This window comes from Paenibacillus tritici (genome assembly GCF_018207515.1).
Lineage (GTDB): Bacteria > Bacillota > Bacilli > Paenibacillales > Paenibacillaceae > Paenibacillus_AQ > Paenibacillus_AQ tritici.
Window position 1 is genome coordinate 2,827,211 of the sequence record NZ_CP073365.1, and the last position, 19,089, is coordinate 2,846,299.

Genomic DNA, 19,089 nt, shown 5'->3' on the forward strand with positions numbered 1-19,089 from the left:
ATGCAGAAGGAAGATGATCCATGCGAAGAAGAATCAGCTTGCCTTTGAAATTGTTTCTAATCGTGTTTGCCTTTGTGTTAAGCTGCATCATCTTGATCAGCCAGTTGTCTTACCGTTATGTCCAGAAGGAAATAAGAACCACGGATGTGTATTACACCAACCAGATTCTTGACAAGATAGACCAGTATTTCACCGTTAATTTCTCCTCCTTCCAGACGATCCTGTTCTCGGTCGAATCATCGGTGAAGGCCAACATGGACAATACGGATGTGATTAAAAAGCAATTAAGAGTGCTGTATGAACTTAACAGTAATTACGTAAGCAATATCTATTTGATCAAAAGCGATTTATCCATTCTAGGCGGAAGCACGCCGACCCGGATATTCGATGAACCTTTAGCGGAAAGAGAACCGTTGTTTGCTGCGGCTGACAAGGACAGAAGGACTACCTTTGTTAGCGACCCTTACAAATCCAAGTATTCCGGCTGGACTGTGACAATGGTCCGATATCTGAACGGCGCTCCGTTTCCTATAGCCATTGCGGTAGATCTGGATCTCAATGCCATTGAAGAAACCCTGTTCAAGATTAATCGGCAAGAACAAATGAATTTGGCTCTAATCACGGCATCGGGCAAAATCATTGCCGGATTCTCGGAAAATAAAGGCCCCCTGAACATTCAGGACCATACCTTCTCCATTGGTGAAACATCGGCGGAACAAATTCTGGATACTGCAGAATCAAGCCTTCAATTGCATACCAGGGAGGGGACTCCCGTCTCCCTTCTGAAGAAACCGACGGAGAAATTCAACTGGACAATCCTCTCGATCAACGATGAATCACGCCTGAAGGCGGCTTTGTCCAGATTGGAAACCTATTATATCGAGCTTCTGGCCGCAGGTTTTCTCTTAAGCCTGTTCGTATCCTTCGTCATTGCCAAATATATAAGGACCCCGCTCTATGCACTCAAAACAAAAATGAAGCGGGTGGAGCAAGGCCTTCTGACAACTACGATATCCATTAACCGGAATGATGAGTTCGGTGATCTCTCCCGGGCCTTCGACCGTATGCTGCAGCAGATTGTGGAGCTGATCCGGGGAGCAGAGCTTCATCATGAGCTTGAACGCAAGCTGGAAATTCAAGTGCTGCAGTCTCAAATCAACCCTCATTTTCTGTATAACACGCTGGGTTCTATCAGCAATGTTATCCGGCTCGGACAAATCGAGAAAGTAGATGTGGTGATCGAGTCTCTGATTTCAATCCTGGAATACGGGATAGCTGACGCTTCGGAGAAGGTCTCCCTGCGTCAGGAACTGCAAAATGTATCGGACTATATCGCGATCCAGAACATCCGCTATAACCGAAACTTCCAATTAATTGAAGATATCGAAGCAGGGTTAATAGACTTTCCTGTGTTCAGAATGCTGCTGCAGCCGCTTGTGGAGAATAGCATCTTCCATGGTTATAACGGAGGGGGGCTCGAAGGCCCTATTACTATTCACGCTTACAGGGAGCGCGGCAGGGTCATCATAGAAGTCGTTGATCAAGGCGAGGGTATTCCAAGCGATAAGCTCCAGCATGTTCTAATCTCAGAACCCAGTGATGTGGAAGTGAAACGGAAAAGAATCGGATTAAACAATATTCATGACCGGATCAGACTGCACTACGGAGAACAGTTCGGACTCCAAATCATAAGCATACCTAAGGAAATTACCCGTGTTCAGGCCTTGTTCCCGGCAGGCTTGTTTAAAGGAGATGCATCATTGTGAGAGACTACACCTGCTTCATTGTTGACGATGAGGATCTAATCATTCAGAGACTGGAATTGTTTTTTCACGAGCTTTCCCTTAGGGACAGGCGATTTCATCTGGTGGGCAAAGCGAGTAACGGGCTGGAGGGGCTGGAGGAGATCGTAAAGCTTAAGCCGGATATCGTGATCTCTGATATTGTTATGCCGCGAATGGACGGGATTTCCATGATTGAGCAGCTGAAGCCCATGCTTCCCCGGACCCAGTTCATTCTTTTGACCGCTTATTCATCCTTTGAATACGCCCAGAGAGCGATTCAAGCCAACGTACTGGAATACATTGTTAAGGTTCCGCTCAGGGAAGCCGATTTGAACCGGGCTTTGGATAAGGCGGCCGGAATTCTAAATGAGGTGAAGAAAAAAGAAGCGGAATTTCAATCGTTAAACGTATCCGTGCTGGAAAATAAATATAGAGTCCGCAAGCAATTTTTCAACGAGCTGATCAGAGGCGAAATCCCTTCGCACCGGGCATCGGATTTTGCCAACCGTATGCAGTTTCATTTCTTTCAAGCTAACTACCGCTGCTTCATTGTCGAAATGAATCGGTATGAGAGCTTCCGGAACGCTTATTCAGCGACGGATCAAAACATCTTGAGATATGCAATTACGAATATCATCGAAGAAACGGTGATGAATGGCGGCAGTGGTGTAGCTGCGGATCTATCCGATAACCGTTTTATTGGCTTCCTTTCCTGGGAGAATAACCGCAGTGATCTGGAGACGGAATATGATTGCCAGGCATTAGGGGGACAGATCGTCTCCCATTTGGACCAATATTTGAATCAAAGGGTATCTGTCGCTTTTGGAGGGCCGCACCGGGGCTGGGAATCCATCAAACAAGCATACACGGAAGCACACCATGTGAGTGACGATTTCTATTATCATACGGAGAAGGCAGTACAAACACCTATGCATCGCTTTCAATACCAGAATGACAAAAAAGAGGAATTTCAGCAGAAGCTGGCTGAATTTCTGGCCGGGGTGAAAAGAAAGGTCTCCAAGGAAGAGCTGGAGCAAGCCTTTGCGGAGCTGAACCAGTGGGTTACGGACCATAAAATCCATAAGTCCATCATGGCGCCTATGCTCCGGGACTTGTACAGAGACATTACTGTGAAATTTAAATCAGGGAACAAGCTGACCACGGAAGTAGCGGAGTTTCCCATAGAGTGTATGTCTTTCCGGGAGCAGCTTGCCTATATTGGTGACTTCACCTACGAATATGTGCACGCCGGCCAGCTTTTACATCGTATAGAGATCATGAGTGCTATCCGGTTTATAGAGCAAAACCTGAAACAGAGATTAACGCTTGAGGCGATTGCCGAGGAAGTGAATTTAGCCCCATCGTATTTCAGCAGCTTATTCAAAAAAACAATGAACGAAGGCGTGATCAGCTACATCAACCGTAAAAAAATCCATGTAGCTCTTGAGCTGTTAAATGTTCAGGATTATTCAATATTGGAATTGTGCGAGGAAGTAGGGATTGTGAACGAAGGTTATTTCTGCAAATTATTCAAAGAATACACGGGGGATACGCCCAAGCAATACCGGATAAAAATGACGCGGTATGAATCCAGATAACATTGCAACAATTGTATAATTTTTTCGTGAAATCATGTAAAAAAAAGCTCTTCAAAAAGCTTACCATGAGAGCAGGATCTAATCATGGAGGTTATCAAAATGGAGCTTATTAAAGCAGATGTAACCGTCGTAGGCGGAGGGATTGCCGGGATCTGCGCTGCCATCGCTGCCGCACGCCAAGGGCTGCAGGTCTCCCTAATTAATGACCGCCCGGTTCTTGGGGGGAATGCGAGCAGCGAGGTCAGGGTTCATATCAACGGGTCGGCCTATCTCGGGAAAAGTCCATCCTATTATGCACGCGAGGGCGGATTGGTGGAGGAACTCAAACTGAAGATTTTCCACTACAATCCGTTGTACAACAAGAAGCTAATGCTGTCGCTATCGGATACGGTCTTGCTTGACATGGTCTATAGTGAGGCTAACATTTCTCTATTCCTGAATACAAGCGTGCATGACACGGGCATGGAGAACGGCAGGATTAAGTGGGTGGATGGCCTTCAATTAGCTTCGGAGCGGAAATTCCGTTTCGAAAGCCGGACCTATATTGATTGTTCAGGAGATGGAATTGTCGGATATCAGGCAGGGGCGCTCTTCCGGCGGGGGAGAGAGGCGAAGCATGAATACGGGGAAGAATTGGCGCCTGAAGCGGCGGACCATTACACCATGGGCGATACGATCCTGTTTCAAGCCCGTGATGTTGGTTATTCCGTTCCCTACGAAAGACCTGGCTTTGCGTATGATATTACGAAGCTGGCTTTTTTTGATAGTATCCGAAAAGGCTTGAACCACCGGGCTTTTCCCAGAAAAATCAACGGGCTTGGCGGCTTGTGGTGGCTGGAATACGGCGGGCATCTGGATGTTATCAAGGATAATGAAGACATCGCCTTGGAGCTGCGGAAGCTGGTGTACGGGATTTGGGATTATATCAAAAACAGCGGCGAATTCGATGATGTAGACTCTCTCATCCTGGATTATGTATGCCCGATTCCGGGAAAGCGGGAGTCAAGGCGGTTTATTGGTGATCACATGCTGTCCCAGAACGATCTTACGGCAAAGCCGCATTTCGAAGATGCTGTATCCGTCGGCGGATGGTATATGGATTTACATGCGAATAAGGGCATCTACGACGAGGGACCGGCAACAGCCTGGAATTTCGTGCCGGGACTATACAATATCCCTTTCCGCAGCTTATATTCACGGAATATTCCTAATCTTATGTTCGCCGGGCGCAATATAAGTGCTACCCATGTGGCCTTCGGATCGACCAGAGTAATGGCAACCTGTGGTTGTATGGGTCAGGCGGTTGGAACAGCTGCTTCGTTATGCCTGAAATATGAGATAGACCCTGCGGCTATAGCAGAGGATCATATGGGAGAATTGCAGGCGCTGCTGCTCCGGGACGGGCAGACGATTGTAGGGCTGCAAGAGGAATTGGACCCTTATTTCGCGGACGGATTAACGATTCGGGCTTCGTCCCAGCGCAGCTATGACAATCTTCATCCCACCGAAGAGATCTCCTTGGAGACCGGGTTATGTCTGGTCTTGCCGATTCAAACAGCCGAGGCTGACAGCGTACAGATCAAGATTAAAAATCAGTCCGGGCATCCGGAGACACTGCATGTGAAGCTGCTTGGCGGGGACCGGAAGGAAAACTATATTCCCAACAGCGAGTTGAAAGAATACCGCTTGACGATTGCGGCCGGTCATGACGACTGGATTACGCTGGACCTCGGCTGCAAGAAACCGGCAGACGACAAAATCTACATCGTATTGGAAGGTACGGCGGGCCTTGCCGTATACAGCAATGAAGAGAAAGTGACCGGAGCGGTCAGCTTCTATTATAGACCGGAAGAGCCGTCCAGACTGAAGAAATTCAACAAGAGCATCTGCTTCAAGGATCTGTTGCCCGCCCAGGATATGTACAATCCCGGGAATGTCGTCAATGGCTTCTCCAGACCTTATGGTCTGCCGAACAGCTGGATCTCTGAACGTACGGAAGGACAGGAATGGCTGGAATTCAGTTGGGCCAGCCCCAAAAGTCTGGACGAAATCCAGCTTGTGTTCAATTCGCAGCTGGATTTGGAGCATTTCGATGATCCGATCCAGTCGCTTATCCAAGATTATGTGATGACCTTAACCCTAGAAGACGGAAGCGAGCGGACCGTCATCACCCGGGGGAATTATCTCACCTTGAACAAACATAAGGTGGATGCCACAGGTGTCATCCGAATCCACTTCGATTTCTATGCAACGTATGGTTCGTCTTATTTTGAAGTATTTGCTGTGAAATGCTTTGCTCCTAAAAACGATAAGTGAGGTCAGGTGAAGTCGAGATGAAGGAAGCATTCCCCCGAAGAGGGCTGCCTAATGTAATTCAGAAGCTGGAAAATGGAGATACCGTAACCATCGTCTATTTCGGTGGCAGCAATACGCGTTCGGAAGGATACAGGGTCATGACGGCGGATTGGCTGCGTGAGCAATATCCCCAGGCGGATATCCGCACGGTGAATGCAGGCATTAATGGGACAGGATCGGATCTCGGCTGTGCACGTGTGGAGACAGATGTACTGCGTCACAAGCCTGATCTGGTATTTGTTGAATTTGTCGGTAACGATGGCGGAGATCCCGAATCCAAGGCGCGGATCGAAGGGATAGTCCGTCAGATCCGCAAGCGGAGCCGGTTCACCGATATCCTGTTCGTGTATACGCTGAAGGAACGGGATGTGGCCTTATTTCAGGCCGGGGAATACCAGAAGGGGGCTCTGATGCAAGAGGAAGTGGCTGACTATTATGGTATTCCTTCGATTCATCTGGGCGTAGCGGTCAGTCATCTGGTGTCGAAGGGTCAACTCATATTCACCTCCAGAGAAGACGTATCCATTTCTGGAGCCGTTATTTTCACACATGATTCGATCCATCCGACCATTCCCGAAGGACACCAGATTTACACGGATACGATCACCCGCTCATTCGAGAGAATTCGGGAACTTCAAGATCATCCGGGAAGGGTAGTCCATCACTTACCCCAGCATCCGCTCGTCCCCGCTAATCCCTGGGAGTATGCGGGCATGCTGCCACTGGATAGTCTGACTACTTTTTCCGCAGGATGGTCTTATATGACACCGGATAATTCTGCTCTGGCGCGCGAGTACAATTGGTTGTTCCCCGGCCTATGGCGGGCAGCCGAGCCTGGAGAGGCGATCACGGTGCAGTTCGAGGGAACGCGTATCGGGTTATTCGATATCGGGGGGCCTGATTCCGGCAGATTGAAGGTGTCGGTGGACGGTGGAGAACCCTTTATTGTCGACCGGTTCACACTATACAACGATCATAACCGGAACCAGTATGTATTCTTGCCGGAGCTCCCGAACGGGCAGCATACGGTCCGCTTCGAAGTCGATGCCGGCAAAACAGACAAAGCGGCTGTGTTCGAAGCATCCGGCAATGAACGAAGTATTGAGCATGTCCGGCAGCATCCGGAGTGGTACGATCAAACGGTGATTCAGCTTGGGAAGTTGTTGTTGGTGCAGCCGCCATTATAATTCTTTTTATGGAAGCGTTATCAACTTGAGAGAGGCTGTGATTTGTATGAACCCAAGGAAGCTGCTTATCTTAATCGTGTTCGTCGTGACGATATTCGTTCCTTTCAGCCTGGACGGTATAAGGACCGCTTATGCGGATACCTTACCGTATAAGACCATCATCATTGATGATGGAAGCCTCACGGTCGATGGTGTCGTCACCCCTGATGTGAATAACGTGAATAACGGGTACTCCGCTCTTTATTGGACTACAAGCACGGGAGTGAAGGGTTATAATAATTCCAGTTCCAAATTTACCGATGCCGTAAACAGAAGCATCACTTGGAATCCGCGATTGGAAGCAGGGACAGCGAAGATTTCGTTCAACAAGCTGGACTGGGCGGATAAAGCCGACAGTAATGTCAAAATCGAAATTGTTCATAATGGGATTACGGATGTCATGTTCATGGATCTGAGGCCTTCGTCCGGCCCGGCGGCCGGATGGGTTGACTTGGGGTCCTACTACTTCAGTGGCGAGGATAGCGAATTTGTCAGGCTGACCCGAACGCAGCCTACGACCGGAAAGATCATTACGCGGGCCGATGCGGTCAAGTTCGAAGGGAATATCGAGCAGCAGGCGCCTCCATTGCCTCCACTGCGCAGCCGCACCCTGGCGAATCTCAGTTACACGGAAAAAGGCAGCATCGAGAATGCCGGCTATAAGGCGACCTTCTATGAAGCAGCCTGGGATGGAGGCAAATCCATCGTTCGTGATCTGTTCTATAAGAACACGGATACAGGGAACTGGATACCCGTCAATAATGTGGCGGAAAGACTGGAAGAGCAGTGGGTATTATTGGAGGGGAATGCGGGGAGCCGGACCAATTACTACGATACGATGAACAAGCACTGGATTACCTTCGACGAGATCGACTTCCCTGACAGCCACACGGCGATATTAACCGATTCCACCCATGGAAGCGATTACGATTTACAGGTGAACTGGTCCATGGCAGGTGACAAGCCGGATGTGTCCTACGACTTCACCCCCCGCCGGGACGGCAATTATGTGATCGGCTATCAGTCTTTCACAACCGAGCAGCTCTCTGACGTCAATGAAGTGTTGAATGGGTTCAGGTCACATGCCAAAATGGCTGGTTCGGTGGAATCAACAAGCTTACGCGAGCTGAGCGCTCCGATGAGTCTGGTGGAAAAGAACGATGGCTTGGGCCACGCTTTTTCGTACGGCGTATTTGTACCTTCGGAAGAGCTGCCCGTGGAATTTGAACCGACGGGAGGCGTGTCCAAGCAACGGCTGGGCATGAGTCTGGTCAACAACGAAGGCAGCGTGCAGCCGATCCTGTATGCGCCTCAACTGGGAGATTATTCGCAAATGACTGCGGAGAGCACCTATCAGTTCCATATGGGGCTAATCGTGCAAAACAGCAGTATATATGAGGCTTACCGAGATATTCTCCGCAGTGAGTACGGCTATTCGGCCTACCGGGAAAATGTCGGAGAACAGTCGCTCACTGACGCGATGTTCAATATGATCGACTTACTTAAGATAGAGCCACAAGGGGACGACTCTGTGAATTATGTCCCGTCACCCAGCGGGTGGTGGAGCCGTGCCAAGGGCTTCATTGACATTGAGAACGAGGACAGTGTACGAACCAGCTCGAATGCGGTTCTTCTGGGGGCCTACTATTTGACCGGGGATGACCAGCTATACGATACGAGAGCCTTGCCGTCGGTCCAGTATGGCTTATCGCGAAATGGTATCGGCTGGTCGCCAACGAAGAAACCGGTATACGGTGTGCCGTCGTTATGGAAAATGGCAACCCTGCCGTTCGATTATTCCAGCATAGCCGCTGTCCATCAGATGATGGGTACTTCGGCAGGAATCGGGGCGCTGGCACAGGAAGAGTATCTCGTGCGTGATCCTGACCAGAAAGACCGGGGGCCTGTCATTCAGCCCCTGATGAAGTACCGGATGACAGGCGATGTGCAGTATTTACAGGCCGCCAAGGATGCAGCCGACAGCTATATCCTGGAGCATATTGATACGCCTGCATCTGTGAATGTGGGTAAAAATGAGTTCATCTATTATTACAGCAAGCTGTGGATGGAGATCCTGGAGCTCTACGAGGAGACGCAGGACCCCAAATACTTGAACGCTGCTTATAAGGAAGCCAAACGGTATGCTACGATGTTCGTGGCCCGTCCGGTTCCTGCAGGTGCCGTTACAATTCCGCAGCCGGAGACGTATAATTACGCGGAGTCATTCCATTGGCCGGAGAGTGGTAAATTTCAATATCCCCGGCTCAAGCTCCCGGAGGATGTAGCCGGAGGCGTGCAAGCGGATAAACGGCTGGTTTCTCCTAATGGATTAACGTTTGAAGCGGGAAGTACCACAGGCTATTACCGGATGAACGCTCAGGAAGCTCCCTTCATGCTGAGATTGGCGCTCTATACAGGCGATACCCTGCTGCAGGATATTGCCCATAATGCGGTTATTGGCCGGTATTCCAGTTATCCGGGGTATTACTACAAGGGGTTCGCTGTTAGCCAGCTTGAACCAGAGTTTCCTCTGGAAGGCCCAAGCGGGGCTACCTCTATCTATTATCACCATATACCGGGACAGCTCGGGCAGACGATGGATTATTTGATCAGCGAACAGGCGTTGAAATCGCAGGGCAGTATCTCCTTCCCTGCTGTGTTTGAGACTAACTTTTTATGGTTTAAATATCACCTTTATGGCAATAAACCAGGTCAATTTTACGGGAATTCTAACGTTTGGCTCTGGATGCCGAAGGGGATTATTAAGACCAACGATCCTCAATTGAACTGGATCACCGGAGAGAGCGGGAACAAATTTTACATCGGGCTCAGCAACGAATCGTCGGCTGAAGTCCAGACTCCTATTGAATTGAATGCGCAAATCATCGGGTTCGACCCTGCACAAAATTATACTGTAACGATCATCCGCGACAATGGCACGCCGGAGCAGGCGGTGATGAGCGGCGGAATCATCCAGGCCACAGTATCAGGCAAGGGGATTACCGCTATCATTGTAGAAGGGCTTAACATTGATGTGCCGCTGCACCAGGTCCGAACTGCTGATCCATCGGATGCAAGCTATTTCTTCGATATCCACAGTCCAATAGATGCGGTTAAAGGGATGCTGATCGTCAAGCCCGACGACACTGCCTATGATGCTTATGTGCAGGCCAAAACGACGAAACCCGCGACGATCCATTATTCCTTGGACGGCGGGGTTACGTATACGACTGTTCCAGATACGATCTATCCGATGGAATGGTCAATACGGGTAACTGACTTATCCCAAACCTTCACTTATTATGTGGAATCGGACGGGAAACAGACCCGCAAGCGGACACTCTATTTGCCCGATCATGTACAAGAAACTCCGGTTCAACCGGATTGGCAGGAGGGTTCATCCATCATTGTCGATAATACGGAGGCGGAGACAGAAGGCGTCTGGATACGGGATACAACCGCTAACGACTATTACTACGATAACTATGTATACGCCAAATCAACTACCGGCACAGCGACAAGCAGAATGAAGTGGCGGCCTGAGCTGCCGGAGAGTGTTACTTACAGTGTGTATTACAAGCTTCCGCAAATCACCGCAGCCAGTGAGAATTGGGCAACGAATGCCTCATTTACCGTTCATTACAGCGGAGGCACCCAGACGGTTACCGTGGATGAGACAATGGCCAATGGGACTTGGGTGCACCTGGGGGATTATCCTTTTGCAGCAGGCGGTAGCGGATATGTCGAATTAACCAATACGGCCAACAAGTCACGGGTAGTTGCCGATGCGATGATGTGGGTGGACCCGAGCCATATGCCGCAATTGGAGTCTGCGGTGATCCTGTCGGACCGGAGCGAACTGCAAATGACTCAGACCGCGAACTTAAGCGTAACCGGCTATTTGGATAACGGTCTGATTGCGGATCTGTCACAGGCAAATGTGCAGTACTTCGTGGATCGAACCGATCTGGCTGAAGTGGACAGCAGCGGTGTGTTGACTCTTCTAAGTCTGGACGGGGAGACGGAGCACATTGAGGTATGGGCCACGGTGACGGTTGACGGGGTGACCTTAACTACACCGCCTTTGACCCTTGCGATCAGGGACTTAACGGTCATTGTCGACAGCACGGATACGACCGGGTTATACACGACAGAAGGGTCCTGGAGCCAGAGTAATTTAGCCGGATACAAAATTGGGGTGAAGTCCCGTTATTCTACCGTTCAAGGGTCATCAGCAACGTGGAAAGGCCAGTTCCCGGCAGGGGAATATACGGTCTCCATCTACAAGCTTGTCCATACGACGGCAAACGATAATCATGTCAAAGTGGAAGTGAAGCACCAGTCGGTTACCGAGGTCACGTATATTGATGCAACCGCCGGCCCGTCGGGCTGGGTTAATCTGGGGACCTTCAACTTTAATGGAGACGGCAGTGAGTACGTCCGGTTAACCAGGGTTACTCCGACAACGGTAGACCCGCCAACTCTGCCTGCCGATATGATTTATACGAGAGCTGATGCTGTTAAGTTCGAGCGGCATTCTGCTGGTCCGTTGAACAAATGATCCCTTCGGCTTTTTTATTGGGCAGGGTTGTTGATATAATGAGCTTATTCTGAATAATATCATTCCATTATATCGGAGGAAGCTGAAATGAAGCAGCTCTATATCAAGCAGAAGGTATTCAGTCTAAGCGAGAAGTTCACGGTGAAGAATGGGCAGGAGCAGGATGTGTATTATGTGGAGGGCAGTTTTATGCGCATTCCCAAGACGTTCTCCATCATGAATGCAGGGGGTGCGGAAGTTGCACTGATTACGAAAAAGGTGTTTAGCTTTTTACCGAAGTTTTTTGTGGAGGTGGACGGCCGGGAAGTCTTGACGATTCAGAAGGAGTTCACGTTCATGAAAGACCGGTATTCGATAGAATCGGCCGATATTGAGGTACAGGGGAATTGGTGGGACATGGATTTTCAGGTCATGCAGCGCGGGGCCGTTGTCGGTGAAGTCAGCAAGGAGTGGTTCACCTGGGGCGACAGCTACAGTGTGCAGGTGCTGAACGAGGAGCTGGAGGCCATCATCATCGCGATTGTGGTCGCCATTGATTGTGTGAAGGCTGACAATGCCGCGGCTTCTTCTTCCTCACAATAGATTCAAGTACTCCGTAACACTCAGGCAACCGTATCGTTTAAACCAAGAGCAGTGGTTCTCCTGTAAAGGAGGATCGCTGCTCTTTCTTTTGTCCGATTGTTGGAAAAGTATTACTTTCAGTTGCTTGCCATAATCCACGCCGTGTAAGCGCTCACGTATAATTAAGCTACCTATGAAGAGGAGGCTGTACGATGAGAAACAGAAAAAGAAACAGTAACAGCAATAATAACAGCAATAGAATTCTGGCCATGCTGCTGTCCTTGGCAATGATCCTGTCCATGGCTTCAATCGGAGTACCCGCACGGGCAAGCGCTTCGCCGGCTCCTGATTCCTTCTCCAAGGGCGCAGATATTAGCTGGCTGCCGCAATTAGAGGCATTAGGGTATAAATTCTATAATGATGACGGGCAGGAGCAGGATCTTCTGCAGATTCTGAAGGATCACGGGATCGACTCCATCAGAATCAGGGCCTGGGTGAATCCTTCGGATGATCCGGCTAACGGTCATAACAGCACCGAAGAGGTAGTTGCCTTAGCCTCACGTGTAAGCGCTCTCGGATTCAGGGTGATGATTGATTTTCATTACAGTGATACCTGGGCAGATCCCGGCAAACAGGTCACTCCTGCCGCATGGGCGGGCGATAATCTGGAGCAGCTGAAGGCGCATGTGTCGGCGTATACTTCGGAGGTTATGAATGCGCTGAAGGCAGCAGGCGTAACGCCGGAGTGGGTGCAGATCGGGAATGAGATTAATAACGGGATGCTGCATCCGCTGGGGAGCTACAGCAATACGTCGAACCTCGTTCAACTGATTCAGGCCGGATCAAGTGCGTCCAAGGCGGTATTTCCGGGAATTAAGGTCATCATCCACCGGGCTAACGGAGCTGAAGCGGGCGTTGATCCCTTTTTTGCCGGACTTGTAGCAGCGGGCCTTCAGGATAGCGATTACGATATCATAGGGCTGTCTTATTATCCCGATGCAGTGTTCACCTCCTCTATTAATGAATTAGGCGAGAACATGAACAAGCTGGAAGCGAATTATGGAAAAGAAGTAATGGTCGTTGAAGTCGGAGGGGACGTCTCCAAGGATGTGGACAGCGTGTACAACATGCTGGTAGCTGTGCAAAACAAACTGCACGCCGTTCCTAAGGATAGGGGAACCGGTATATTTTATTGGGAGCCTGCCGGAATCCTGTTCGGCTATCCTTTATCTGCGTGGAACAGAGATGGCACACCGACCCTTGCTATGGATGCGTTCATTGACGGAGCTGCGGAGATTAACCTGAATCCGGTAACCTCTGTGACGCTGGATAAGTCTGCGGTTACGATTGAGGTTGGCGGGACCGGTCAATTATCGGCCATCCTGGAGCCTGCGAATGCAACCTATCGGGGAGTGGAATTTACAAGCTCCAAGCCGGAGGTGGTCCGGGTGGACCGTTACAATGGAATTATCTCCGGGATATCGGCCGGATCTGCCACCGTCACAGCGGTTACCTATGATGGAGGGTTCCAGGCTTCGAGCGAAATTTCGGTCATTCCCAGCACAAGTCTGGTGCAGAACCCCGGGTTCGAGGATGGATTGAACGAATGGACCCTTACAGGGGATACCAGCGCAGTCAGCACAGATAAGGACGTACATTCAGGTGCGTTGGCGTTACACTATTACAGTGCTGACCCTGCGGAATTCACGGCTTCTCAGACCCTCACGGGGCTGGACAATGGAACCTATTCGTTGTCGGCCTGGGTATCAGGAGGCGGCAGTGAAGAGGTCTCGGAGATTTTTGCGGGCAATACCACTCAGAGCTTCACCAATACAGGCTGGCAACAATGGACCAAGGCGGTGCTGGATTCTATTGAGGTCACGGATGGAACGCTAACCCTTGGCGCTCATTACAAGCTCTCTGACGGGCAGTGGGGGAACATTGACGATTTCGAGCTGATCAAGAAGGATAATACCCGGTTGGCTGATTTAAAAGTAAACGGGGAAACTGTTCCGGGGTTTAACCCGAAGATCCAGGACTATGAAGTAGTGTTGCCGCATGGTACGACAGCCCTCCCTACAGTGGAGGCCAAGACAATAGCAGGCGCAGAGGCCGTGGTAACCCAAGCAACTGCCTTGCCTGGCAGTGCCAGGGTTGTTGTAACGGGAGACGGGACAGCAACCTATACGCTTCATTTTACGGTAGATCCGAACCCTGTTGTGAACCCCGGCTTTGAGCATGTGAATGAAGAGGGGCTTCCTGAGGGGTGGACTCTGTCTGACACTACGCCCCTGGCATCGAACTCTGCCCGTACGGGAACGAAGTCACTGGGGTTCTGGAAGGAAACAGCCTATACCCTGGAAGCCTCCCAGACCCTTACCGGCCTGACGAATGGAACCTACACGTTGTCAGCCTGGTCGCAAGGCGCTGGCGATGAAGTGAAGAATGAGCTGTTCGCAGTGAATGGGGATCAGGCCCGGTCTGCTTCCAGTTTTGCAAATAAGGGCTGGAATGAGTGGAACCAGGCGGTTGTCGAACAAATTAAGGTGACAGATGGCACGCTGAGAATTGGGGTCTCGCAGGATGCGAAGGCCAGGAACTGGGGGTCTTATGACGACTTCGTGCTGCTGAAGACCAGTGATGCACCGGGGACGGGCGTTCCCCCGACAATCGGAAATACGGACCCTGTCTCTTCCGGAAGCGGGAATGGAAGTAATGGCGGGAATGATGGGAACGGCGGGAACAGCAGGAACAGTGAAAGCAGTACTCCACTAGCCCAGGTTGTTACGCTTGTTACTGGCAGTACTACAACTTACACCGTGAAGATCAAGGCAACCAGGGACCTGCAATCGAATATTGCCACGGCCAAGCTGGAACCGGGCCTGCTGGCGGACCTGCTTCCGAAGATCAAGGTGTCTGAAGCGGCTGGACAACAAGCAGTGATTGACATCAAGGTGGAGGGTGCAGCAACTGATAAGGCTGTCCAAGTCAGCCTGTCCAAGGAAGCTCTTACACTATTAGCAGAAATGAAAAATGTGGAGTTAAAAGTAGATACAGGAATGGCAGCGGTCACTTTCAATTCAAAAGCATTGGCCGCCCTTGGAGACAGTCCGGCAGGAGATCGCTTGATCCGCATCAGGGAGCTGGATCATTCCGGCCTTCCAGTAGCTGTTCAGACCAGGTTGCGGGACAGACCGGTGGTTGACATCTCTGTATGGGCAGGGAATGCTGAAGTGAGAGAATTTAATGGAGAGAAGCTCGGGATTAGCCTGCCGTATGCGCCCCGGGCGAATGAGAAGACCAATGCTATTGTAGGATACCGCATCGACCAGGCGGGAATCCTGCAGCCGGTGCGGGGAGGATATGATGCTTCTACCGGACAGGTTCATTTCCAGACAACCTCTCTCGCCGATTATGCGGTGGGGTACAACGAAGTCACCTTCAATGATGTTAGCCCGGAGAGCGGGTATAGCGGGGCCGTTGGTTATCTGGCGGCAAGAGGAATCGTGAACGGTGTTGGCGGGAATGAATTTGCACCGGAGAAGCAGGTGACCCGGGCCGATTTCCTGATGATGGTCATGAAGGCTTACGGGATTGAGCCGGAGGCAGGGGTAACCGGGAATTTCTCGGATGCCGGGAATAAGTACTATTCCGGTTATCTGGGCACTGCGCGGAAGCTGGGGCTGGTTACTGGTGTGGGCGGCAATCAGTTTAGGCCGGAAGCGACGATCAGCAGACAGGATGTTTCGGTTATTGTGTACAACCTTCTGAAGCAGTTGGATGAGCTGCCAGCCTCTACAGAGGGTAAGAGCTTAGATAGTTATATAGATTCAGCGGCGGTATCCGTCTATGCACAGGACGCCGTCAAGGTATTAGTGCAAACAGGCGTAATTACGGGAACTGAACATAAGCTCGCTCCCAAGGCTCTTGCTACCCGGGCAGAAATTGCACAGATTGTATTCAATGCAATGAAATAAATAAAAGTGAAGTCCCCTCTTGGCAGCCAGTCCCTTTAGACATCTATGAGATGCTTAGGCGCTGGCTGGCCCGGAGGGGGTTTTGCTGAAATATAAGAATTTATAGGTTTCTCACGATAACTTATCCTTCTATTTCTCGCTGAAACGGTGCCGCCCCTTAAAGACGGCAAAGCCGTTTCCACTTATGGGAAGCCGGATACATTCCAATGTTAGAATATATCAATTATGATCCGGTTTAGATCATTGTTTTGGGCGGAGGGGTCTATTAGAATTTCTAGTGTAAGCAAGCGTATTCATGCAGTTACACCCCACTAAAGGAGACGGTAACATGCTTAGATTGGTCCAGGTTGAGAATGGGGCGGTTCGGGGATTATCCGCAGCCGATCCCCGGATTACGAGCTTCAAGGGGATACCGTTTGCGGCCCCGCCTGTTGGCGGCAACCGCTGGCGGGCACCGCAGCCTGCCGAAGACTGGGAAGGTGTGCTGCAGGCCCACGAATTCGCACCGGTCTCGATGCAGGTCAGACAGGAAATTGATGATAACAACATCTATACCCGTGAATGGGCCGTGGAACCGGACATCGCGATGAGTGAAGATTGTCTGTACCTGAACGTGTGGACACCTGCCAAGCACGCTGACGAGAAGCTACCCGTATATGTATGGTATTTCGGCGGAGGCTTACAGGTGGGCCATCCGGCTGAAATGGAGTTCGACGGTGAACGTATTGCACGCAGAGGCATCGTGGTGGTCACGATCAACTACCGCCTGAATATCTTCGGATTTCTGTGCCATCCTGAGATCACGGCGGAATCGCCGGATGCGCCCGCCAACTTCGGCAACCTCGACCAGCAGGCAGCGACCCGCTGGGTGAAGCGCAATATTGCCGCATTCGGCGGGGACCCGGATCAGATCACCATCGGCGGACAGTCTGCCGGGGGCGGGAGTGTCATGAGCCAGCTGACCTCACCGCAGAACGAAGGCTTGTTTCAGCGGGCCATTATTGAGAGCGGTATCTTCACCAGGCTGTATCCGGGCACGCTGCTTCCTCCTATGCGCAGTAATCTGCAAGAGGCTGAACATGACGGTATCGAGTTCTTCCAATATTTAGGGGTATCCACGCTTGCGGAGGCCCGGAAGCTGGATGCGGTCTATCTTCGGGACAAGGCAGTAGCACACGGCGGATTCTGGGGCACGGTCGCAGATCAGCAGTTCCAGGTGGGCAACCCGTTCGATTTGTTCGTGCAGAATAAGCGGTGGAAGGTGCCGGTTATGCTCGGCCATACCTCCTCCGAGTTCTTCAGTACCCCGAAGGTTCAGTCTTATGAGGAGTTCAAGCAGCTTGCGGCAGATATGTTCGGAGAAGCTGCGGATACCTTCCTGGAGCTTAGCGGCGTTCAGAGGGATACTGTGCAGCAAGCGGCGGAGCGGGCTTCGGTAAGCGGAATCGAATACGCGATTCGTATTGCCGCGCAGGCCAATGCGGATAGCGGCGGCATGACGCCGCTCTATTATTATAATTTCGATGCCGAGATTCCAGGATGGGATAACCCGGGCACCTTCCACTCGGTGGACCTCTGGTTCTTCTTCGAGACCCTTGCCAAATGCTGGCGGCCTTTTGTCGGCAAGCATTATGATCTGGCCCGCCAGATGTGCAATTATACGGCTCATTTCATCCGCACCGGAGACCCGAACGGTCAAGACTCCACCGGGGAAGCCTTGCCCCGCTGGGAGCCTTACACCCCGGACGCGCCGTACGGGATGCTGTTCGCAGATCAGGCTGAGTTCGCCAGGCAGCAGCCGTGCGGGATTATGAATTTTCTCGTGCAGCAGTATTTCAAGAACGCGAAGAACGCGAATAGCTGTACAGAGAAAGAGGAATCTCCAATCTGACGCTGTAAGATTAATTGGACAAACGTATCTTAATTTGGATGATTCGGAGCGTCAGCGGTTATTAATTGGATAAACGTCATTTAATTTGCTGTCTTTCCGCTGTACTGATCTATTTGCAGCTTATTAAGTGCTGATTTTCCAACTGTTGCTTGGCAAGAGCGCCTCCGTTCATCAGCAAGTGGAGTAAATCCAACTCTTTCCGGGCGGCGCGGACACTGGCACTGCCACTGCCACACCGTTGCCCACGCTGTTCCTGCTTCGGAAGCAACAGCTGTCTGCGGATTGCTACCGCGAACAGCGGGTTGAATTCAAGAAATCAGCAGACGGCAGCGGCCGGAGGGTCGAACATTCTCTGGAGTCACAGCGAAGCTCCCAACTTGGCCTGCTTCTGGAAATTTCCCGGCGTGTGCCCGGTGATTTGTTTGAATTGGCGGCAGAAGTGCTCCACATTCTGATAGCCGCACCGTGCGGCGACCTCGGCAATGCTCTGGGCGTTGTGGATCAGGTATTCTTTGGCCATCCTGATCCGGCTGTTGATGACATCTTCCATGCAGGAGATGCCGAAGGTTTTTTTGTAAATGCTCTGGAGATACCCTGGACTGATCGCAAGGTAATCCGCCATGGTGGCGACGGTCCAGTACTCTCCGGGGTTATTCTGAATGACGGTACGCAGCTTCAGCAGCTTGTAGTATTGAGGTGTAATATTGTCCTGGAAGTAGGATTCCCATAGCTTGTTGAACAAGGCCCGAAGCAGATAATCAATCGAGGATGCTTTGCAGTCCCGGCTGAAATGATGCTCGCTGACAATCAGCTCAAGCAGCTTCTGGCAGAAGTCGGGATCGCTTAAGGCAAAGGGAATGCCCGGAGGAAGCGGAGATTCCGTAATATAGGGTTCATCGGATTCAAACCGAATCCAGTCGTTGACGAACTGAGCGGCGCAGGCCTGATAATAGACCTTCTGCTGCGGCTGATAGAGAACTACACTGTGCGCGGGATATAGCTTGAGTGCGCCATGCACCCAGAACAGTGCCGGAGTCTTGGTAACGACTAGCAGCCAGTGCGCGCCTGCGGGAACATCGACAACAAAATTAGCAGCGTGTACAGTATTGCACTCCACATAGTGAATAAGGGCCATT

9 protein-coding genes are annotated in these 19,089 nt (G+C 50.9%); 8 read left to right on the forward strand and 1 reads right to left on the reverse strand.

Annotated features, from left to right (window positions below):
• Positions 1-20: 20 nt before the first annotated feature.
• From KDC22_RS11865 to KDC22_RS11900, 8 genes are all read left to right on the forward strand, one after another.
• Positions 21-1,766 carry a sensor histidine kinase gene (locus KDC22_RS11865; protein ID WP_211723158.1) on the forward strand — a complete coding sequence of 582 codons (1,746 nt, stop codon included), beginning with the start codon at positions 21-23 and terminating at the stop codon, positions 1,764-1,766.
• The gene (locus KDC22_RS11870; protein ID WP_246553488.1) at positions 1,763-3,382 is read left to right on the forward strand and encodes a response regulator; all 1,620 of its coding nucleotides are present in this window, start codon (positions 1,763-1,765) and stop codon (positions 3,380-3,382) included. Before KDC22_RS11865 ends, KDC22_RS11870 begins: the two co-directional genes overlap by 4 nt.
• Positions 3,383-3,481: 99 nt before the next feature.
• Positions 3,482-5,698, forward strand: coding sequence for an FAD-dependent oxidoreductase (locus KDC22_RS11875; protein WP_246553495.1), 2,217 nt, complete (start codon positions 3,482-3,484; stop codon positions 5,696-5,698).
• 17 nt (positions 5,699-5,715) lie between these two features.
• Entirely contained in the window at positions 5,716-6,924 is a 1,209-nt protein-coding gene (locus KDC22_RS11880) for an SGNH/GDSL hydrolase family protein (RefSeq protein ID WP_211723160.1), read from the forward strand.
• 46 nt (positions 6,925-6,970) lie between these two features.
• On the forward strand, positions 6,971-11,524 hold the full coding sequence (locus KDC22_RS11885; RefSeq protein ID WP_211723161.1) for a golvesin C-terminal-like domain-containing protein: 4,554 nt from the start codon (positions 6,971-6,973) through the stop codon (positions 11,522-11,524).
• A gap of 87 nt (positions 11,525-11,611) precedes the next feature.
• Positions 11,612-12,106, forward strand: a complete 495-nt coding sequence (locus KDC22_RS11890; protein WP_211723162.1) for an LURP-one-related/scramblase family protein — start codon at positions 11,612-11,614, stop codon at positions 12,104-12,106.
• Positions 12,107-12,297: 191 nt separating this feature from the next.
• Positions 12,298-16,062 carry a glycosyl hydrolase 53 family protein gene (locus tag KDC22_RS11895; RefSeq protein ID WP_211723163.1) on the forward strand — a complete coding sequence of 1,255 codons (3,765 nt, stop codon included), beginning with the start codon at positions 12,298-12,300 and terminating at the stop codon, positions 16,060-16,062.
• 328 nt (positions 16,063-16,390) lie between these two features.
• A complete protein-coding gene (locus tag KDC22_RS11900; protein ID WP_211723164.1) occupies positions 16,391-17,953 on the forward strand; it encodes a carboxylesterase/lipase family protein in 1,563 nt (520 codons plus the stop codon).
• A 358-nt stretch (positions 17,954-18,311) separates the two neighbouring features.
• On the opposite strand, the gene KDC22_RS11905 is transcribed toward KDC22_RS11900, so the two are convergent.
• On the reverse strand, positions 18,312-19,088 hold the full coding sequence (locus KDC22_RS11905) for a helix-turn-helix transcriptional regulator (RefSeq protein ID WP_211723165.1): 777 nt from the start codon (positions 19,086-19,088) through the stop codon (positions 18,312-18,314).
• Position 19,089 lies beyond the last annotated feature (1 nt).